Annotated in this window: 19 protein-coding genes; 15 read left to right on the forward strand and 4 right to left on the reverse strand. The window is 57.4% G+C overall.

All coding sequences use genetic code 11. The annotated features are described in order from the left end of the window. Nucleotides 1–111 precede the first annotated feature (111 nt). From L6R21_24520 to L6R21_24535, 4 genes are all read right to left on the reverse strand, one after another. Nucleotides 112–1,533, reverse strand: coding sequence for a putative DNA binding domain-containing protein (locus tag L6R21_24520; protein MCK6562376.1), 1,422 nt, complete (start codon nucleotides 1,531–1,533; stop codon nucleotides 112–114). Next, nucleotides 1,530–4,277, reverse strand: a complete 2,748-nt coding sequence (locus L6R21_24525; protein ID MCK6562377.1) for a DEAD/DEAH box helicase family protein — start codon at nucleotides 4,275–4,277, stop codon at nucleotides 1,530–1,532. Before L6R21_24525 ends, L6R21_24520 begins: the two co-directional genes overlap by 4 nt. A gap of 128 nt (nucleotides 4,278–4,405) precedes the next feature. After that, nucleotides 4,406–5,134 carry a gamma-glutamyl-gamma-aminobutyrate hydrolase family protein gene (locus L6R21_24530; GenBank protein ID MCK6562378.1) on the reverse strand — a complete coding sequence of 243 codons (729 nt, stop codon included), beginning with the start codon at nucleotides 5,132–5,134 and terminating at the stop codon, nucleotides 4,406–4,408. Nucleotides 5,135–5,209: 75 nt separating this feature from the next. Further along, nucleotides 5,210–5,860, reverse strand: coding sequence for a metallophosphoesterase (locus L6R21_24535; GenBank protein ID MCK6562379.1), 651 nt, complete (start codon nucleotides 5,858–5,860; stop codon nucleotides 5,210–5,212). Between the two features lie 354 nt (nucleotides 5,861–6,214). Here L6R21_24535 and folB point away from each other — a divergent pair, with 354 nt between their 5' ends. The 15 genes from folB to L6R21_24610 all read left to right on the forward strand — a co-directional run bounded on the left by folB (nucleotide 6,215) and on the right by L6R21_24610 (nucleotide 17,509). Further along, the gene (gene folB / locus L6R21_24540) at nucleotides 6,215–6,589 is read left to right on the forward strand and encodes a dihydroneopterin aldolase (protein ID MCK6562380.1); all 375 of its coding nucleotides are present in this window, start codon (nucleotides 6,215–6,217) and stop codon (nucleotides 6,587–6,589) included. Nucleotides 6,590–6,595: 6 nt separating this feature from the next. Further along, nucleotides 6,596–7,120, forward strand: coding sequence for a 2-amino-4-hydroxy-6-hydroxymethyldihydropteridine diphosphokinase (gene folK / locus L6R21_24545; GenBank protein MCK6562381.1), 525 nt, complete (start codon nucleotides 6,596–6,598; stop codon nucleotides 7,118–7,120). A 51-nt stretch (nucleotides 7,121–7,171) separates the two neighbouring features. Further along, nucleotides 7,172–7,813: a deoxynucleoside kinase gene (locus L6R21_24550; protein MCK6562382.1), complete on the forward strand. Its 642-nt coding sequence runs from the start codon at nucleotides 7,172–7,174 to the stop codon at nucleotides 7,811–7,813. 52 nt (nucleotides 7,814–7,865) lie between these two features. Then, nucleotides 7,866–8,048, forward strand: a complete 183-nt coding sequence (locus L6R21_24555; GenBank protein ID MCK6562383.1) for a hypothetical protein — start codon at nucleotides 7,866–7,868, stop codon at nucleotides 8,046–8,048. Nucleotides 8,049–8,066: 18 nt separating this feature from the next. After that, a complete protein-coding gene (locus L6R21_24560) occupies nucleotides 8,067–9,917 on the forward strand; it encodes an ABC transporter ATP-binding protein/permease (protein MCK6562384.1) in 1,851 nt (616 codons plus the stop codon). Nucleotides 9,918–10,029: 112 nt separating this feature from the next. Continuing rightward, entirely contained in the window at nucleotides 10,030–10,416 is a 387-nt protein-coding gene (locus L6R21_24565; protein ID MCK6562385.1) for a RidA family protein, read from the forward strand. A 14-nt stretch (nucleotides 10,417–10,430) separates the two neighbouring features. Continuing rightward, a complete protein-coding gene (locus L6R21_24570) occupies nucleotides 10,431–10,688 on the forward strand; it encodes a hypothetical protein (protein MCK6562386.1) in 258 nt (85 codons plus the stop codon). Beyond that, complete coding sequence (locus L6R21_24575; protein MCK6562387.1) at nucleotides 10,685–11,101, forward strand: nucleic acid-binding protein; 417 nt, start codon at nucleotides 10,685–10,687, stop codon at nucleotides 11,099–11,101. Before L6R21_24570 ends, L6R21_24575 begins: the two co-directional genes overlap by 4 nt. Nucleotides 11,102–11,112: 11 nt before the next feature. Then, nucleotides 11,113–11,604 (forward strand): DUF5683 domain-containing protein, encoded by a 492-nt coding sequence (locus tag L6R21_24580; protein ID MCK6562388.1) that lies wholly within the window; start codon nucleotides 11,113–11,115, stop codon nucleotides 11,602–11,604. Nucleotides 11,605–11,651: 47 nt separating this feature from the next. Then, nucleotides 11,652–12,068, forward strand: a complete 417-nt coding sequence (locus L6R21_24585) for a hypothetical protein (protein MCK6562389.1) — start codon at nucleotides 11,652–11,654, stop codon at nucleotides 12,066–12,068. Between the two features lie 18 nt (nucleotides 12,069–12,086). Beyond that, the gene (gene purF, locus L6R21_24590) at nucleotides 12,087–13,613 is read left to right on the forward strand and encodes an amidophosphoribosyltransferase (protein ID MCK6562390.1); all 1,527 of its coding nucleotides are present in this window, start codon (nucleotides 12,087–12,089) and stop codon (nucleotides 13,611–13,613) included. Between the two features lie 159 nt (nucleotides 13,614–13,772). Then, nucleotides 13,773–14,720, forward strand: a complete 948-nt coding sequence (locus L6R21_24595; GenBank protein ID MCK6562391.1) for a UbiA family prenyltransferase — start codon at nucleotides 13,773–13,775, stop codon at nucleotides 14,718–14,720. Between the two features lie 749 nt (nucleotides 14,721–15,469). Next, nucleotides 15,470–16,045: a CDP-alcohol phosphatidyltransferase family protein gene (locus L6R21_24600; protein ID MCK6562392.1), complete on the forward strand. Its 576-nt coding sequence runs from the start codon at nucleotides 15,470–15,472 to the stop codon at nucleotides 16,043–16,045. 51 nt (nucleotides 16,046–16,096) lie between these two features. Continuing rightward, nucleotides 16,097–17,032 (forward strand): signal recognition particle-docking protein FtsY, encoded by a 936-nt coding sequence (ftsY, locus tag L6R21_24605; protein ID MCK6562393.1) that lies wholly within the window; start codon nucleotides 16,097–16,099, stop codon nucleotides 17,030–17,032. 36 nt (nucleotides 17,033–17,068) lie between these two features. Next, on the forward strand, nucleotides 17,069–17,509 hold the full coding sequence (locus tag L6R21_24610; GenBank protein ID MCK6562394.1) for a Uma2 family endonuclease: 441 nt from the start codon (nucleotides 17,069–17,071) through the stop codon (nucleotides 17,507–17,509). Nucleotides 17,510–17,566: the final 57 nt, after the last annotated feature.

The raw sequence follows: 17,566 nt of genomic DNA on the forward strand, positions 1-17,566 counted from the left end.
CTTAGCTTTGCTCGAAAGCTTTTCCCGCAATTTACACCGCAATTTACACCGCAATTTACACCGCAATTTTTATCGTGTCAAACCGGCATGGCCTGCAAAGTATTTTGCCTTTCACTTTATAGTCGATTCGATCAATAGTCGCCCATTTTCTGTTAGCACATATTTGCCGGTTTTCGGCGGCCCTTCGAATTCTAAAAGCCTATTTTGGCGCAAAAATGTAATATCGCTTTCGATCGTGCGTCGCGAAGCTTTCAGTATACTTACTGCTATAGGGGTTGTTATCAAGTCGCCAGCGTATAGCAATTGCAGTAGCTTTGCCATTCGGTTAAGTTTATCCCCCTTTACATTGAACTGCGTACCGATCCTTTCTTTGAAGACCATCGCGATGTCTTCAGAGACTTTGCTTACACTTCTTGCCGGCCGTTTAAACGTCACCGTAAAGAAAGTTCCATACTCGAACTTCGGCGGTGAGAGCTTGGCTGCTTTTATGAGCTTCCTGATTTTCGCGATGCCGGTTCCCATTTTCTCGATGTAGCTTATGCGGTGCAGCAACGCCGCGATATTGGGATTGCGTAGAACGCTTTTCTTGCCGAATTCTTCCGGCCGCAAGCCTTTGACCAGGCCGCCGGGATTCGTGATTTCGATGCGGTCGTCAAACATTTCCACCATGACGTTCGCGCCCTTCTCAAAATAATCCCGATGAGCGACGGCGTTGATCACGGCCTCTCGCAAGGCATCGTAAGGAACCTCCGGAATTTCTTTACGCCGCGGCGTGCCGGTCATTTCGTAGCGCACCGGAATGTATTGCTTCAGGAAGATCATCGCGCGGTCGATGTTGCTGATCAAATCTTCGTTGAAGTCGCGGCGATCGAGCACCTCGACTTTCTCGGTGCCTTTATACAAGGCGCAAGTGACCGCCGTATGAAAATAAATGTCATTCAAATCTTTGGCAAAAAACAGCGCTCCCGTGTTATTGAAAATCATCTTCCCTTCCTGCTTTTCCGCTACGCCCAGGTTGGCCAGCATCGCCGGACCATCCAGCAAGTTCGTAATGCCGGCCAGTCGCAGAAACTTGCCGAGCTTCTCAGCGTCGAAGTGCTCGTCATAATTGAACCGCGTGCAGACCAGCTCGTCGTAGCGGATTTTACCCTCGGCTTTGAAGAACTCGATGATCTCGTCGCGATTGAGCTTCTGCGAATTGGGGCCGACGCGCAGGTAAAATCCGGTGGCGCATTTGTACGGCTTGTCGTCGCCTTCGCGCACGTGGACGATCAAAACGTTCTGATACTCTTCAAAAAGAATTTTCACCGCCGGCTGGCAGTTGTTGGCAATGTCTTGAATTTGAGCTTTCAGCTTGTTGTCGATGGCCACGCCTTTCACCACCCTGTCGTCGGTGATGCCCAAAAACAATTTGCCGCCGGAACCGTTGGCAAACGCCACCATCTCGCGATCGACGTTGCTCAACGATTCTTTGAACTCGAGGCGATAGCCTTCGCCCTCTTGCAAAATGACTTGAAATTCGTTATCCGTCATGATGTTAACACCTCATTCAATTCCTCCAACACCGCATTCAAATTCTCCCCGAACAATTCATACGCCTTGAGGCGGCCGCCCTTGCCGTGAAACGGCGTGTCGTCGAAATCATCCATCACGATTTGCACCGAAGCAGCGACGTGCGCCTTGATCATCTCCAGCCACTCCATCTGCTCCGGCGTGAACTCGCGGCCGGCTTTCACCTGCTGCTGCAGCCACGCGTGGAAGCGGCGATCCACCGTGTCCGCAAACGGCTCCAGCACCTCGCTCTGGCCGAGCGCGAAACGCAGCAGCGAGACGATGTTCGTCAACAGCTTCTGTGCGCCGGCGCCTTTCACTTTCGCCTGCTCCAATTGGTGATACGCCTGCCACAGCAATTCCGGCGTGAGATGATACGGCGGCTTGCGGATGGCCTCGGCAAGCTGTTTGATCGCGTCGTAAGTGAGTTGGCGCTGGCCATACGGCTTGCTGTAAATCATCTGCAAAGCAGTCAGCTCGTCTTTATTTTCGTCGATAAATTTTTTGAACGTGTCAACCAGCGTGGCCGCTTTCTCCCTCGCCTGCTCGTCAAAGCCGGCGAAAATGACGTGATCCTTGCTCACCGTGTCGATGATTTGCTCGTTGCGCTTTTTGATCTCGATCAACGCCTCGCGCAACGGCGGGCTGTCGAACGGCAGGCAAGCCGCTTTGGCCAGCTCGCGGCCCGCCTGCTGAATTTGTTTCTCACTCGGCGTTTCGGTTTGGAAAAGCGCTTTGGCCTTTTCGACTTGTTGATCCGGATCAACCGCGTCGAGCAGTTGATTGATGATTTGCCGCAGCGGTTTGCCGTCCGCAGCCGCTTCGATTTGTTGCCGATCTTTGGCATCGATCTCGCGATCCAATCGCGCCAGCCTGCCGGCCAAGGAGGTGAGCGTGTCTTCGTGATGATCGCCCATCGCCACGGATATGATCAGCTTGTCAAAACCAACGCTGTGCTTGCGCTCGAGCGGCTGCGAGTCGGTTTTATCATGCTCGCAAACACCGACGGCATCGACGATGACGAAATGCGTTTTGGCGCGGGCATCCGCGGTGACGGCGTTCAAATCCGTCGGCGAAATCGTGCGCGTGCCGCGACCTTTCATCTGCTCGAAATACACGCGCGACCGCACGTCGCGCATGAACAGCAGGCACTCCAGCGGCTTGATGTCCGTGCCGGTGGAGATCATGTCCACGGTCACGGCGATGCGCGGGTTGTAGGAATTGCGAAAGCTGGCGATCAGCTCTTCCGGCTTCTCGCTGGTTTTGTAGGTGATCTTTTTGCAGAAGTCGTTGCCTTTGCCGAACTCTTCCCGCGCGATGCCCACGATGTCTTCGGCGTGCGAATCGTCTTTGGCGAAAATCAGCGTCTTCGGCACCTCGGTGCGGCCGGGAAAAATCTCCGTGAACAACTTCTCCTTGAAAGTTTTGATGACGGTGCGGATTTGATCCGGCGCGACGACGCTGCGATCCAACTGCGGCGCGCTATACGTGATCTCCTCGTCCAATTGCTCCCAACGGGTCTGGCGCGTGAGCTTGTTGCGCTTGTCGATGTAATAGCCGGCGTCGACCGTGCTGCCGGCTTCGGTGATGCCGGTTTTGATGCGATACACTTCGTAGCCAACATTGACGCTATCGGCGACGGCGCGCTCGTGGTTGTATTCCATCACCAAATTCTGGTTGAAGAAACCGAGCGTTTGTTTCGAAGGCGTGGCCGTGAGGCCGACCAGGAAGGCGTCGAAATATTCCAGCACCTGCCGCCACAAATTATAAATCGAGCGGTGGCACTCGTCGGTCACGATGAAGTCGAACGTTTCGATGGGCAGGCCGCGGTTGTAATCGACGTCCATCGGCTTGCCGGCCAGCGCCAGATCGAAGCCGGACTTCTCTTCCAGCTCGGCGTCAAATTCCGGCTCGCCTTTCAGCATCGAATAGAGGCGTTGAATCGTGGTGATGCAAACCTTGTTGACGGGATCGAGCGTGTTGGAAGTCAGATTTTGAACGTTGTACAATTCGGTAAATTTTCTGCCGTCGTCGGGCGTGACGTATTGTTGAAACTCGCGCAACGTTTGCCTGCCGAGGTTGTTGCGATCGACCAGGAAGAGCACGCGCTTGGCGTTGGCGAATTTGATCAAGCGGTAAATGAAGTTGACTGCGGTGAAAGTTTTGCCGCTGCCGGTGGCCATTTGAATGAGAGCGCGGGGCTTGGCTTCGGCAAAAGATTTTTCCAAATTGACGGTGGCTTCGGTTTGGCAATCACGCAGGCCGGTGGTGATGAGCGGCGGCAGCGTTTGCAATCGGCGGCGCAGCGTATTTTCCTGCGAAAGCCAGTCTTGCAGCGTTTCCGGTTGGTGAAAAGCGAAGACGCGCCGCGAGCGGGGATCGGGGTCGCGCAAGTCGCGGAAGAAGGTTTCCGTGCCGGTGCTCTCGTAGGCGAAAGGCAGCGGCTCCTGCACGTGCGGAAGATTTTTGGGAAAAGCTTTGAGATATTTATCGGATTGATCGGCGATGCCGCTCAACGTCGTGCCGGCAGATTTGGCTTCGACGACGCCAACGGCAACGCGATCCACAAACAGCAAATAATCCGCCGCGCCGGAGTGCAACGGAAACTCACGTACCGCCACGCCGAGCGCCGCGCCCAAATTGATTTGCCGCACGTCCTGAACTTTCCAGCCCGCCGCCTCCAGCAGACGGTCGATGTCCTCTCTGGCCGCTTGCTCAGGTTTCATGATGCCGTTCCTTTGCTTTGGTTATGTCACTCACCAAACGACAGCTCGAAGTGCCCGGCCCCGGCAACTGCATTGTTGCGCACCCGTAGCTTCAGAAGCAATTCATAAGCAAATTCACCTGCCCGCCTTCACCTCCGCGCACGCGCCGGCACGCCCGCGATGAAGTCCCGGAAAAGGCGGCGGGAGAATTCATCGCTTTGCCACAGCCGTTCGGGATGCCATTGCACACCCAGCACGCGGTGCTCGTCCCAATTTTGGTTTTGGAAGCCCTCGATCAGGCCGTCCTCCGACCAGGCAATCGGTACCAGCCCCCGTCCCAGCTCGCGGAGGGCTTGATGATGCGAACTGTTGACCGGCACGCGCTGTTCGGCAGCGGCATCATTTAAAACCGAATGCGGCGCCAGGCGAACCTCGTGAACGAAGGCAGTGGGCGCGTCATCACGCGCGTGCGAAATCGGCGAGGGCCGCTGGCTGGACAGATCTTGAATCAGCGTGCCGCCGCGAAAGACGTTGAGTGTTTGAAAGCCGCGGCAAATGCCGAGCACCGGCAGCTTGTCGGCGTGGGCGCGCTCCAGCAGCAGCCAGTCGAAGCGATCCCGCTCTTCGTTCACCGGGCCGAGCTTGGGATGCGGGGCCTCGCCGTAGCGCCGGGGATCGAGATCGGTCTGGCAGCCGGAGAGCACCAGGCCATCGAGCAGGGGCCAGAGGTGATCGACATAATCGCGTTCGGCAATCAGCGGCAGCAGCACGGGAATGCCGCCGGCGGCGTAGATTGCCTCGGTGTACTTGTGAGAGATGCGGAAATAGAATTGTTCCGGCAATCTCTGCATTTGAATACCGATGAGGGGTTTGGGCATACGGGCAGGTGAGTTGTAGGCGGATCGCGGCGGCGCGGAAGTCCGGCGCGGCTGCGCCGGATTTCCAATGGCCGCTCATGCTTGTTTCAATTCAACCCGAACTTGGTCACCGACTTCGGCGACGGCGTAATAGCCGTTGCGTGCCGGGCCGCAATTGACGATGGTGGTGCCGTTGATTTCATCCAGGCTGCGCGCTTCGTGAATGTGGCCGCACACCAGCAACGCGGGCTGGTGGCGATCCATCCAGGCGCGCACCGCGGTGCTGCCCACGTGCTGGCCCGCGACATTGCGGTCCGCCTTGGTGGCGCGCGGCGGCGGATGGGTAAGCATGATGCAGCGCGGCGCGGCCTGCACCTGGGCATGGCCTTCGGCCAGGAAACCGTCCAGCTCGGCTTCGGTGAATTCGTACATGTTGCCGCGCCACGGCGGCATGGCGGAGAGTCCAAAGAAGCCCACGCCGTTGACGATGGTGCCGCGGCGATGCAGTGAAACACCGCGCCGCACCAGCATGTCATCGATCGCCGCGCTGTCGCAGTTGCCGGCCACGGCCAGCACGGCCGGGCAGTGCAACAGGGCGAGGTCGAGCAGCGCTTCCGCCTCCTGGGGCGGGCCGAAGTTGGTGAAATCACCGCCGATCAGCAACAAATCAGGCTCGGGTTCGCGCAACAGAATCCGTTCGAATTGCCGCCGGTCGCTGTGAATATCCGTGATGCAAAGCAGTCGCATAGGCTTTCGCAAGAGTTGAGGGGTGGGGGGCCGTTCTTGAGCGGGCGCAATATAATGAGAAATGGCAGGGGAGTCAATCGCAATTTCCCCGCTCTGCCGCAACCGGAAGCGCAAGACTCGAACACGGCAAACGCGGATTCTTATGGAGAAGTGAGTTAGTGGAATCTGCCGTGCCAAACTGCAGCAGCGGACTTCATCTTGCCTCTTCAATTCACGCAACGCGAGCGCGGCCGCCGCAAAGTGCGGTTGTGATCAGGCCATTTTTCTTGACATTCGGGTGAGCGTTTGATACATTCGCCTCGCCTTTGCGATACGAAAGCACAAACCGGCCAGACCACAAGAGCCATTCCACGCATGCCTGCTGACATCATTCGCCTGAATCGCATGATCTTTCACGCCTACCACGGCTATTGGGATGAAGAACGCCAGGTAGGCCAGCGTTTCGAAGTGGACGTCGAGCTGCAGGTCAACGTGCAGCAGGCCGCGAGCAGCGACAACATTCGCGACACCGTCGATCTTTACAAAGTCTACCAGACGGTCGAGCACGTGGTGACCAAGAACACTTTCAAGCTGGTGGAGACGCTCACGCAGGTGATTGCCGACACGTTGCTGCGTGAATTCAATCTCGCGCAAGTGCGGGTGCGGGTGCGCAAGCCCAATTCCCCGGTGCCCGGCATCAGCGACGGCATCGAGGTGGAGATTCAGCGCAGTGCGGCCATGGCCGGGTGAGGAAAGATGAGCGCGAATGAGACGGCGGGGGGCGGCGGATTGGTTGCGAACGTGTTCATCGGCCTGGGCTCGAATCTCGGGGACCGGCGGCGCTGGCTGGAGCAGGCATTGGCGAAGCTGCAGGCACATCCCGCGGTTAAGGTGCAGCGGCAATCCTCCCTTTATCGCACCGAGCCGGTGGGACTGCGTGAGCAGCCGGAGTTCTTGAATCAAGTGGTGGAAGTGGCGACCCGGCTGGCGGCGCCGGCGCTGCTCGAGGTGCTGCTGCAGATCGAGAAAGACCTGGGCCGGGTGCGGGAACAGAAGTGGGGGCCGCGCAACATCGATCTCGATTTGCTGGCGTATGATCAACTCCAACTTGAAGCACCGGCGTTGCGGCTGCCGCATCCCGCGCTGCGCGCGCGCCGCTTCGTGCTGGCACCCTGGGCGGAAATTGCACCGGATTTCGTGCTGCCCGATGCGAAGCAGACCGTGGCGGCGTTGCTGCAGCAATGCCCGGACCATGCCGCAGTGATCAAACTCGAGACCTGAGGCGGCGCAATCCTTGATTCTCATTCGTTCGCTTTGACCCAGAGGGTGGTTGTGCGTCTTCAATATCTTGCCATCGAGGGCGTCATCGGCGCCGGCAAAACCAGCCTGGCCCGCAAAATCTCCGAGCGTTTTGGCGCGCGGCTGCTGCTGGAACAGCACGAAGAGAATCCCTTCCTGCCGGATTTCTACGAAGACCCGCGGCGCTTCGCCTTCTCCACGCAAATGTTCTTTCTGCTCAGCCGCTACCGCCAGCAGCAGGAATTGCCGCAACGCGACTTGTTCCATGACCTGCTGGTGGCCGACTATATCTTTCAGAAAGATCGCATTTTCGCCACACTGACTTTGGAAGAACGCGAAATGGCCTTGTACGACAAGGTGGCGCGGCTGCTGGAACGCGACATCCTCAAGCCGGACGTGGTGATTTATCTGCAAGCGAGCAGCGAACGCCTGCTGGCCAACATCCGCCTGCGCAACCGGCCCTACGAAAAAGGCATGAGTGAAGCCTACATTCGCGACTTGAACGAGGCCTACAATCAGTTCTTCTTCAACTACACGGACACGCCGCTGCTCGTCATCAACGCCACCAACATCGACTTCGTCAAGCGCGACGAAGATTTTGAAGACCTGCTGGCACAGCTCAGCCGGCCGATATCGGGCGTGCAATACTATTCCCCGCCGGCGCTGAAATCCTGAGTCTGCCGGCGCCAACGAGAGCAGCACGCCTGCATGAGAAAGGAGTATCCACATGTTTCGCCTGTTATTCTGGGCCTTGCTGCTTTATCTCGCCTATCGCGTCTTGCGCGCGGCTCTGGCCACCAAACGCAGTGCCCCGCCCGATCCGATTCAGGGTGAGCAGAACAACAAACCGCTTGATCTCTCGAACCAAGACGTGGAAGATGCCAAGTTCGAAGAAGTCAAGAAGAAATAGACGCCGGCCCGCCCCGCGATGATGCGAATCTATCTGCGAATCCTGCGCTACCTGCGTCCTTATCGGTTTTCGCTGGCCGGCTCGATGGTGTGTATTTTGTTTTTTACGCTGTTGAGCAGCGCTTCGCTGTTTTCCATTCTGCCGTTTCTCGATGTGGTTTTTTACGGGGCAGACAAAACCGAGCTGACCAGCGGCGCGCCGCCGGCGCGCGCGCCGCACCTGCCTGCGGCGCAATCCCTGGCCGATGCCCGCCAAAAAGTGATGCAGAAATTTTACGGCCTCGTTCTCGGTGAAAATCAAAAAAGCACGCTGGTGCGGCTCTGCGGCTTGATCATTCTGCTCATCTGCGGCAAGAATCTTTTTGATTATCTGCAGGCGTATTTGATGGCGCGCGTCGAGCAGGGCGTGATCATGGATGTGCGCAACGATCTCTATCGCCATCTCCAACAGCTCTCGCTGAGTTATTTCAATCAAAACCGCACCGGCAACCTGATTTCCCGCATCACCAACGATGTGACGCTGTTGAACAACGGCGTATCCGCGAGTTTTGTCACGCTCATCAAAAATCCGTTGTTGATTGCGGCCTATCTCGGGATGGCGTTTTTTCTGAGCTGGAAGCTTACGCTCGCGGCGCTGCTCATCGCGCCGTTGAGCTTCGCAGTGATCGGCAGCCTCGGATCGCGCCTGCGCCGCGCCTCACGGCAATCACAAACCAAGATGGCGGATTTGACTTCGATCCTGCATGAAACCATCAGCGGCGCGCGCGTGGTGAAAGCGTTTGCCATGGAAGATTTTGAAGTGCGGAATTTCACGCGCGAGTCGAAATCCTATTTTCAAACGCTGCTGCGCGTGACCCGCATCAGCCGCCTGGCCGGCCCGATTACGGAATCGCTCGGCGCGATCGTGGGCGTCGGGATTTTGTGGTTCGGCGGGCAGCAAGTGCTGGCCGGCGGCGCGCTTTCGCCGGCGGAATTTTTGTTGTTTCTGCTTGCGGTCTTTTCCGTGATGCAGCCGGTGAAGGAATTATCGACCGTGGGCAGCCGCTTGCAGGAGGCGATGGCTGCCGGCGAGCGCATTTTCAGCGTGCTGGATACCGAGCCGGAAATTGTTTCGCGGCCCGGTGCAGTAAAGATTGCGGGCTTTGAAAAGAACATTCGATATGAGAATGTTACTTTCGCGTATGAACAAAACCCGGTTCTGCAAAATATCGATTTCGAAGTGCGCAAGGGCGAGATTCTCGCAATCGTCGGCCCCAGCGGCGCGGGCAAATCGACGCTGGTGGATTTGCTGCCGCGGTTTTATGATCCCACCGAGGGTCGTGTTGCCATAGACGGCATTGATCTGCGTGAGATTGATGTCAAAAGCTTGCGGCAATTGATGGGCATCGTCACCCAAGAAACGATTTTGTTTCACGGTTCGGTGCGCAGTAATATCGCCTACGGCTTGCGCGCGATGCCCGAGGAGAAATTGCGCGAAGCCGCGATCGCCGCCAATGCGCATGGTTTCATCATGGAATTGCCGCAAGGTTATGACACGCTGATTGGTGAACGCGGCCTCAAGCTTTCCGGCGGCCAGCGCCAGCGCCTCGCCATCGCGCGCGCGCTGCTGAAAAATCCGCCGATCTTGATTCTTGATGAAGCGACTTCGGCGCTGGACAGCGAAAGCGAGATGCTGGTGCAGCAAGCGATCGAGCGGCTGATGGCGAATCGAACTTCGTTCGTCATCGCGCATCGTCTCTCCACGGTTTTACATGCGCACAAGATCATCGTGCTGGATCAAGGCCGCCTCGTGCAAGCCGGCGCGCATGCGGATTTGCTGCAGCAAGACGGGATTTATCAGAAATTGTATCGCATGCAGTTTCGGGCGTAGCGCATGTAGTCACGCCTACAGGCGCACCTGTTTGATCAATCTATTCGGTGGAAAAATTTTCAGAGATATTCCACCATTGAAAATTGAATATCTACTGCACAAAGGAGCAATCATGCGTGAAGTGATCAAAACCTCCTCGGCGCCGGCAGCTATCGGGCCGTACAGCCAGGGTATTCGCGTTTCTGCGGGCAAGATGCTGTTCACGGCCGGCCAGGTGCCGCTCGATCCCGCCACCGGGCAGATGGTCACCGGCGACATCAAAGCGCAAACCCGGCGCGTGCTCGAAAACGTGAAAGCGATTCTGCAAGCCGCCGGCGCTTCGTTTGGAAACGTCGTGAAAACCACCGTGTTCATGACGGACCTGAACGAGTTTGCCGCGATGAACGAAGTCTACGCCGAATTTTTCTCTACGCATCCGCCGGCGCGCAGCACGGTGGAAGTGCGCGCCCTGCCAAGAGGCGCGAAGGTGGAGATTGAGACGATGGCGATTGTTGATTGAATGAAGGAGAAGCAATGGAATCCATTCAGGTTGAATTGCCGCCTATGCTTTTGGATAGAATACGGGAGGAAGCTTCCAATAAATCCTTGAATCAGGTTATCACCGAAGCCATACAGATGTGGCTTGAAAAGCACAAAAAGAAATCTACCGAAGATGCGTGGGATTTATTGGAAGGCCTGGCCGGCACCGTTGAAGGCCCGGAAGATTGGGCGACAGAACACCATCATTATCTTTATGGCACTCCCAAACGGGCTGACCAGAAAAAGCCATGAATGCCGATCGTTTTTTCATGGATACAGCCTTTGTCCTGGCATTGCTCAATCCCAAAGACTCTTTTCACCATGAGGCGAAGGCACTTATTCCTCGGGTAAGAAGAGCGCGAGAAGTCTGGTTGCACGACGGCATTCTTATCGAAGTTGGCAATAGCCTGGCGGCCAAAGACCGGCAAGCGGCGGTCGATTTTATTGAGCGGATTTATAAAACAGGCAATACGAAAATAACGGCTGTGACGCGTAAGCTGGTGAAGCAGGCGCTCGGGTTGTATGGCAAACGTCTCGACAAAGCATGGGGATTTACGGAGTGCATGTCATTCGTCTTGATGCAAGAGGAGGGATTGTTCGATGCGCTCACGATGGATCATCATTTTGAACAGGTTGGGTTTCGCATCATGTTAAGCACGCAGTGATGAATATTTCCATGCCATATTTGATGCAGCAACAGAGAATCTGCAGCACAGTTATTTTTTTCTTGCTGGCTTCTGTTTTCTCGCAGGCTTTGCCGCAAACGCCTTCATCTGATTCGCTCAATCCGCGCTCAGCATCTGCCGTTTCACGCCAGAAGAGTCCCTCCGGCGCAGCTTTGCGCTCGCTGGTGCTTCCCGGCTGGGGGCAATATTACAACGGCCAAAAAATCAAAGCGGGCCTGGCGCTGGCGGGCGAGGTGGGTTTGCTCAGCACGGCGCTTTATTGGAACAGCCGCGCCGGTGCAGCGCAACGGCGCGGCGATCAGGCCAATCAACTGCTCTATGAAGATTGGCGCAACGGCTGCTATTGGGGATTGGCGGCGTTGATCGTCTACAGCATGCTCGACGCCTACGTTGATGCCCAGCTCTTGGATTTTGATGAATCGCCGGTGCTGGCCCCTCCGCCCTCGCCGGCCGTGATGATTCGCTTCAAATTTCACCTTTGAATTCTGCGACGGAATTGCTAAGATGCCCGCGCGAGAGGATGGGCGTGTTGCTGACTCGTGCTCGAACCTCCGGCAGTCCTGCTGGTTTCTGGACAGCAGCCCAACCGGCGCTGCGCGTGTTTCTGTTGATCGTTTGCCTGCCGTGCGCCATCGGTGCACAAACGCCGGCGGACACCAGCGCGGTGAGATCGGTTGATTGCGCCCGGGATGCCTGGTTCGGCAGGGACAAGGCAGACCATCTCACGGTGAGCGCGGCGTTGACCGCGGCGCAATACTATGCGCTGCATCGTGAGAGCGAGCTTTCCTCCCGTCGCAGCCTGCAAGCTGCTGCGCTCAGCACGCTGGTGCTCGGCGTGGCGAAGGAAATTTACGATGCCACCGCGCGCCGGCGCTGCGCAAGCGCGAAAGATCTGGCGGCTGATGTGTTGGGGGTTGCGTTAACCATCTTGCTGATTCATAAATGAGGCCGTTGATTTTCCCGCATGAACATTCCTGAAATCTCCTCCACCGAACTCGACAAACCCCGGTCCAACTGTGCCATTGTCGGTGTGTACGGCAGCCGCGAGGCGGCCAAGCTCGTTTATCTCTCGCTCTATGCCTTGCAGCATCGCGGCCAGGAAAGCTCGGGCATCGTCGCCAGCGACGGCGAGCATCTGCACCGTCACGTCGGCATGGGACTGGTCACCAACGTCTTCTCCGATGCCAAGCTGTTCGACAAATTGCCGGGCACGCTCGCCATCGGCCACAACCGCTATTCCACCACCGGCTCGACGCAGGTGGTGAATGCCCAGCCCTTTCTCACCCACTTCAAACACGGCACGCTGGCGGTTTCGCACAACGGCAATTTCACCAACGCGCGCACGCTGCGCCGGCAACTGGAGAACGAAGGCGCGATTTTCCAGACCACCAGCGACACCGAGTTGATCCTGCATCTGCTGGCGCGCTCGCAGGCGCACGACATCGTCGGCCGCCTGCAGGATACGTTCGATCAACTTCAGGGCGCGTATTCCCTGGTGATGCTGACGCGCAACAAACTGATCGCGGTGCGTGATCCGCGCGGCTGGCGGCCGCTGAACCTCGGGCGCAAGCGCCACACCTGGCTGGTGGCTTCGGAGACGTGCGCCTTCGATCTGCTCGATGCCAAGTATGTGCGCGAGATCGAGCCGGGCGAGATCGTCGTGCTCGATCACACCGGCCTGCAGAGCCATCGCTTGAGAGAGCGCGCGCCGCGCGCGGCCTGCATTTTCGAGTTTGTCTATTTCTCCCGGCCCGACAGCAAGATCTTCGATGAAAACGTCGATCGCGCCCGCCGCCGCCTCGGCAAGAATCTCGCCAACGAGCATCCCGCCGAGGCCGACATCGTCATCGCGGTGCCGGATTCCTCCAATACCGCGGCACTGGGCTATGCGCGCAATTCCAACATCAAATATGAAATCGGCTTGATCCGCAACCATTATATCGGTCGCACCTTCATCCATCCCGACCAAAGCGTGCGTGATTTCAACGTGCGCATCAAATTCAACACCGTCAAAGGCGTGCTCAATGGCCGGCGGGTGGTGGTGGTGGAAGATTCGATCGTGCGCGGCACCACGCTGCACAATCTCGTGCGGCTGCTGCGCCGGGCGGGCGCGAAGGAGATTCACGTGCGCATCAGCTCGCCGCCGATCATTGCGCCCTGCTACTACGGCATGGATTTCCCCACCAAGGAAGAGTTGATTGCCTCGCATCAGAGCGTTGCGCAGATCAAAGACTATCTCGAAGTGGACAGCCTGGAGTATCTTTCGCTCGAGGGCTTGTTGAAATCCGTGCCGCATGAAAAGGGCGGCTATTGCACCGCGTGCTTCACCGGCAACTATCCGATCATCCCCGAAGACTTGATGGATAAGTTTGCCCTCGATCATGCCAACGGCCGCGCCGAGGAAGTGGTGCTTGTGCGACGCGCACGCCGGCAGTCCGGCGGCCGTGCGGCGCCGGTACGGCGCACCCGCGCGCGGAAAGCCAAGCGCTGATCGCACCGTGCACGCCTCTGTTTCTCCCGGCTGCGGCGCCTTGCAAGCTTGGCGCGCCGCTGTGGCATCCGAGCAGGCCGGACCGCGGCCGCAGTGCGTTTGCGTGGCCCGGCCGGCAAGCGATTCAAATTCATCCCCATAGGAAGGGGGATTCGTGACATGAGGATCCTCAACGCCGTCAAATTGTTGGACTACGTTTTTGTTCTGCGCCCGACCTTGTTTTTTCCGGTGTGGACGGTTTACGCTGCGGGTTATTTCGCTTGTCAGCGCTTTATACCGGCGGGTTTGCATGGCGCCGCTGACCCCGGCCGCACTGCCTTGCTGCTCGCGCTGTCGTTGAGCCTGTTGATGGGCGCGGCGTTCATTCTCAATCAGCTTTGTGATGTTGCCACCGATTCGCGCAATCACAAACTCTTTCTCATCGCGCAACGGCACATCTCACCGCCGGCGGCCTGGCTGCAAACCGCGCTGCTGTTGCTGGCGGGCCTGTTGCTGGCGTTCCATCACAGCCATCGCATCGGCCTGTTGTTCGCCGGGATTTTTCTGCTCACCGGCGTGTTGTACAGTGTCGCGCCGTTTCAGTGGAAGGACCGGCCGTTCCTGGGATTGTTTGCCAATGCCGGCGGCGCGTTGCTGATTTTTTCCGCGGGCTGGTGGGCGGTCGCGCCCGGTGCGAGCCTGCCGCTGCGGCACGCCCTGCCCTACATGCTGGCCGTGGCCGCGGTTTACTTGTACACCACGCTGCTCGATCTTGACGGAGATGCGCAAACCCACAAGCGCACTTTTGCAGTGCGTTATGGCTGGGGCGCGACGGTGATCGCCGGCTGCGTTTGCGAGCTGGCGGCTACCGCGCTGGCGTGGCAGGTTGATGATCCGGTGATCTTCTATCCGGCGGTGCTGTCCGCGCCGTTTTTCGTGGTGGCGGCTCTCAAGCAGGGGCGGGCGGAAGTGTCGCGTGCCATCAAACTGCCGATCTTGTTCCTGGCGTTGGCGATTTGTTGGAAGATGTGGCAGTACTTTTTGGTGCTGGCGGTTGTGTTTTTTGTTTCGAAATGGTATTATCAGCAACGCTTCGGCATGAAATACCCGAGTCTGCAGGCGGATTGAGGTGGGCAAAATACACAAACGAAGCCACGGGTTTGTACGATGACTTACAGCCTCCTCATCGAAAAAATCGAACAGCCGGATCTTCCCAGCGGGTATTACTAGGCCCACGTGCCCGCGCCGGGCCTGACGGCCCAGGGTCTGGGAATCGCGGGCGCACGCGAAGCCGCGAATGATTTAATCCAGCTTTGGATTGCCGAGAAGAAAGCCAACGGCGAGCTCACCATGCGAGGCTTTCTATTCGGCGGTGGACATTGACAATGCCGTTTAGAGCACGGGAAGTGTTGGCCAAATTGCTGCGCGCGAGTTTTGAGACAAAAAGGCAATCCCGGCCGCATGTGGTTTAGCGGCCTCGCGATGGCCGCCAGATTCGTGTCGCGCAGCACATCGGTGACATACCTGGTGGCACGGTGCGAAGCATTTTCGCGCAGGCCGGATTCTCATTGCAGGAATGCAAAAACTTGTAGGCCATGAGGCGCTCAAAGTCAAAATAAGACTCTGAAAGATTCTTGACCACAAAGCGACCGCTTGCACCGCGGAGAGCGCGGAGTTGCAGGACCAAATGAGCCTTTCTTTGCGTGCTCAGCGTCTCCGGGGTCACGGTTTTGACTTTGTTTGATTTCGTGGTGTTCCAATTCTGACAGGTTCGATGCTGCCGGGAGGGCTTCAGAATTCAGCTTGTCTGAAATTTGGCCCAGTCCTTACAGCGCACTTTCGCGCACCGCTTTTGATTTCCAATTCCTCACGTCCGCATGAGCACGCCGCAAATACTGGTCGAACGCCAGCGCGTCTGGACCATCTCCAACATCATCAGCTTCACCCGCCCGCTGTTTGTGATTCCGGCGATCTGGTTTATGAGCCGGGAGACGCCGCCAGGTAATCTCCTCGCCGTGCTGTTCATCTTTTTTGCGGCGGCCACGGATTGGGCCGATGGTTTTCTCGCGCGCCGGCTGCGGCAACAGTCCGAACTGGGCCGCATCATCGATCCGTTGATGGACAAGCTGTGCGCGGCCGGCATCGGCCTCTACCTGGCGTTCTTCCGCGACTTTCCCAAATGGTTTTTGGTATTGATTATCGTGCGTGATTTGTTTATTTTAGCGCTCGGTTTTTTAATGACTTCGCGCCGACACAAAGTGCCGGAGTCCAATTGGTATGGCAAAGTCGCAGTGACGGCGCTTGCAATCGTGATGATCACGTTTACGCTCGACCTCCAACCGATCAAGTGGCCGTTTTTCTGGATCATGGTCGTCTTGTTTTTTATCTCGGCCGGCATCTACATTGCCCGCTTCATTTCCGATACGACAAGCGCGCGCACTCAGTCGCGCTAATGTTCCTGCCTGCGCTTTGCCGGTGACATCGCAAAGCCTTCGCTACCTGCTATGCCCACATTCTTCGAAAGACTGAAATCCGGCCTCGGCAAGACGCGCCGCAGCCTGGTTGATAACGTTGTGCATGTCGTGACCGGCAAGGCCCGGCTCGATCAAACTCTGGTGGAAGAGCTGGAGAACATGCTCATCGCCGCGGATCTCGGCGTGAACATGACCACGGCTTTTCTCGAACGTCTGCGCGAGCGCATCGGCCTGGGCCAAACCACCTCGCGCGAAGCCGTGCTGGCCTGCCTGCAAGAGTTTCTGGTGGAACGCCTCGAGCGCGGCGCCAACGGCCAGAAGGATTTTCTCTCCACTTTCTACGCGCCCGCCGACCGGCCTTATGTTTTGATGATCGTCGGGGTCAACGGCGTCGGCAAAACCACGACGATTGCCAAGCTCGCGCACAATTTCCGGCAGCAGGGCCGCTCCGTGCTGGTGGCTGCCGCCGATACCTTTCGCGCAGCGGCCGCCGATCAGCTCGAGATTTGGGCGCAGCGTGCCCAGGTGGAGATCATCAAAACCAAGCCCGGTGCTGATCCCGCGGCGGTGACTTTCGATGCGCTGAGCGCCGCCAAATCGCGGCAGACCGAAGTCGTGATTGTCGATACCGCCGGCCGGCTCCACACCAAAAGCAATCTCATGGATGAATTGCAGAAGATGATTCGCGTGATGCAGCGGGTGATTCCCGCGGCGCCGCATGACGTCTTCCTGGTTTTGGATGCCAACACCGGGCAAAACGGCTTGCGCCAGGCGCAGACGTTTTTTAATACCGCCGGCGTCACCGGATTGGTCGTCACCAAGCTCGATGGCACGGCCAAAGGCGGCATCATCTTCGCGATTCAAGAGCAGCTCAATTTGCCGGTGCGCTTCATCGGCGTGGGCGAGGGCATGGACGATTTGCAGCCGTTTGCCCCCAAGGCATTTATCGAGGCGCTGTTTGCGTAGAGGGAGATGGAATCGCGCGAACATGGAGAATGAGTAATGCCAACAGAAATTCTTGCATCACCGCGAAAAAAATCTCGCCGCCGCAAAATCCATTATCCGGAGGGAGATGGGAGGCCTATGGCTGAAACAGACCCACATGTCCGCCAGATCATCAAGGCGTTGCTGATTTTGGAGTATTGGCTGCGCAATTACAAAGAAGTTTATCTTGGCGCCAACATGCTTCTCTATTATCAAAAAGGCCAGCCGAAACGGCGGGTTTCGCTGGATGTTTTTGTCGTTTGGGGGGTTGAAAACTATGCCCGGCGGAGTTACAAGCTGTGGGAAGAGAAACAAGCACCGCAAATCGTTTTCGAAATCACCTCATCCAAAACCCGCGAAGAGGATTTGGGCAAGAAACGTTTGATTTATGCACAGATCGGCGTCGAGGAGTATTATCTCTTTGATCCCTTCGGGCAATACTTATTGAGTTTTGCATAAATAATAGGAATATCAGATCTCCCATGGAAGATCTGACGCTTTGATGCACGCCCTAAG

Source organism: bacterium, from assembly GCA_023150945.1.
Lineage (GTDB): Bacteria > Zhuqueibacterota > Zhuqueibacteria > Zhuqueibacterales > Zhuqueibacteraceae > Coneutiohabitans.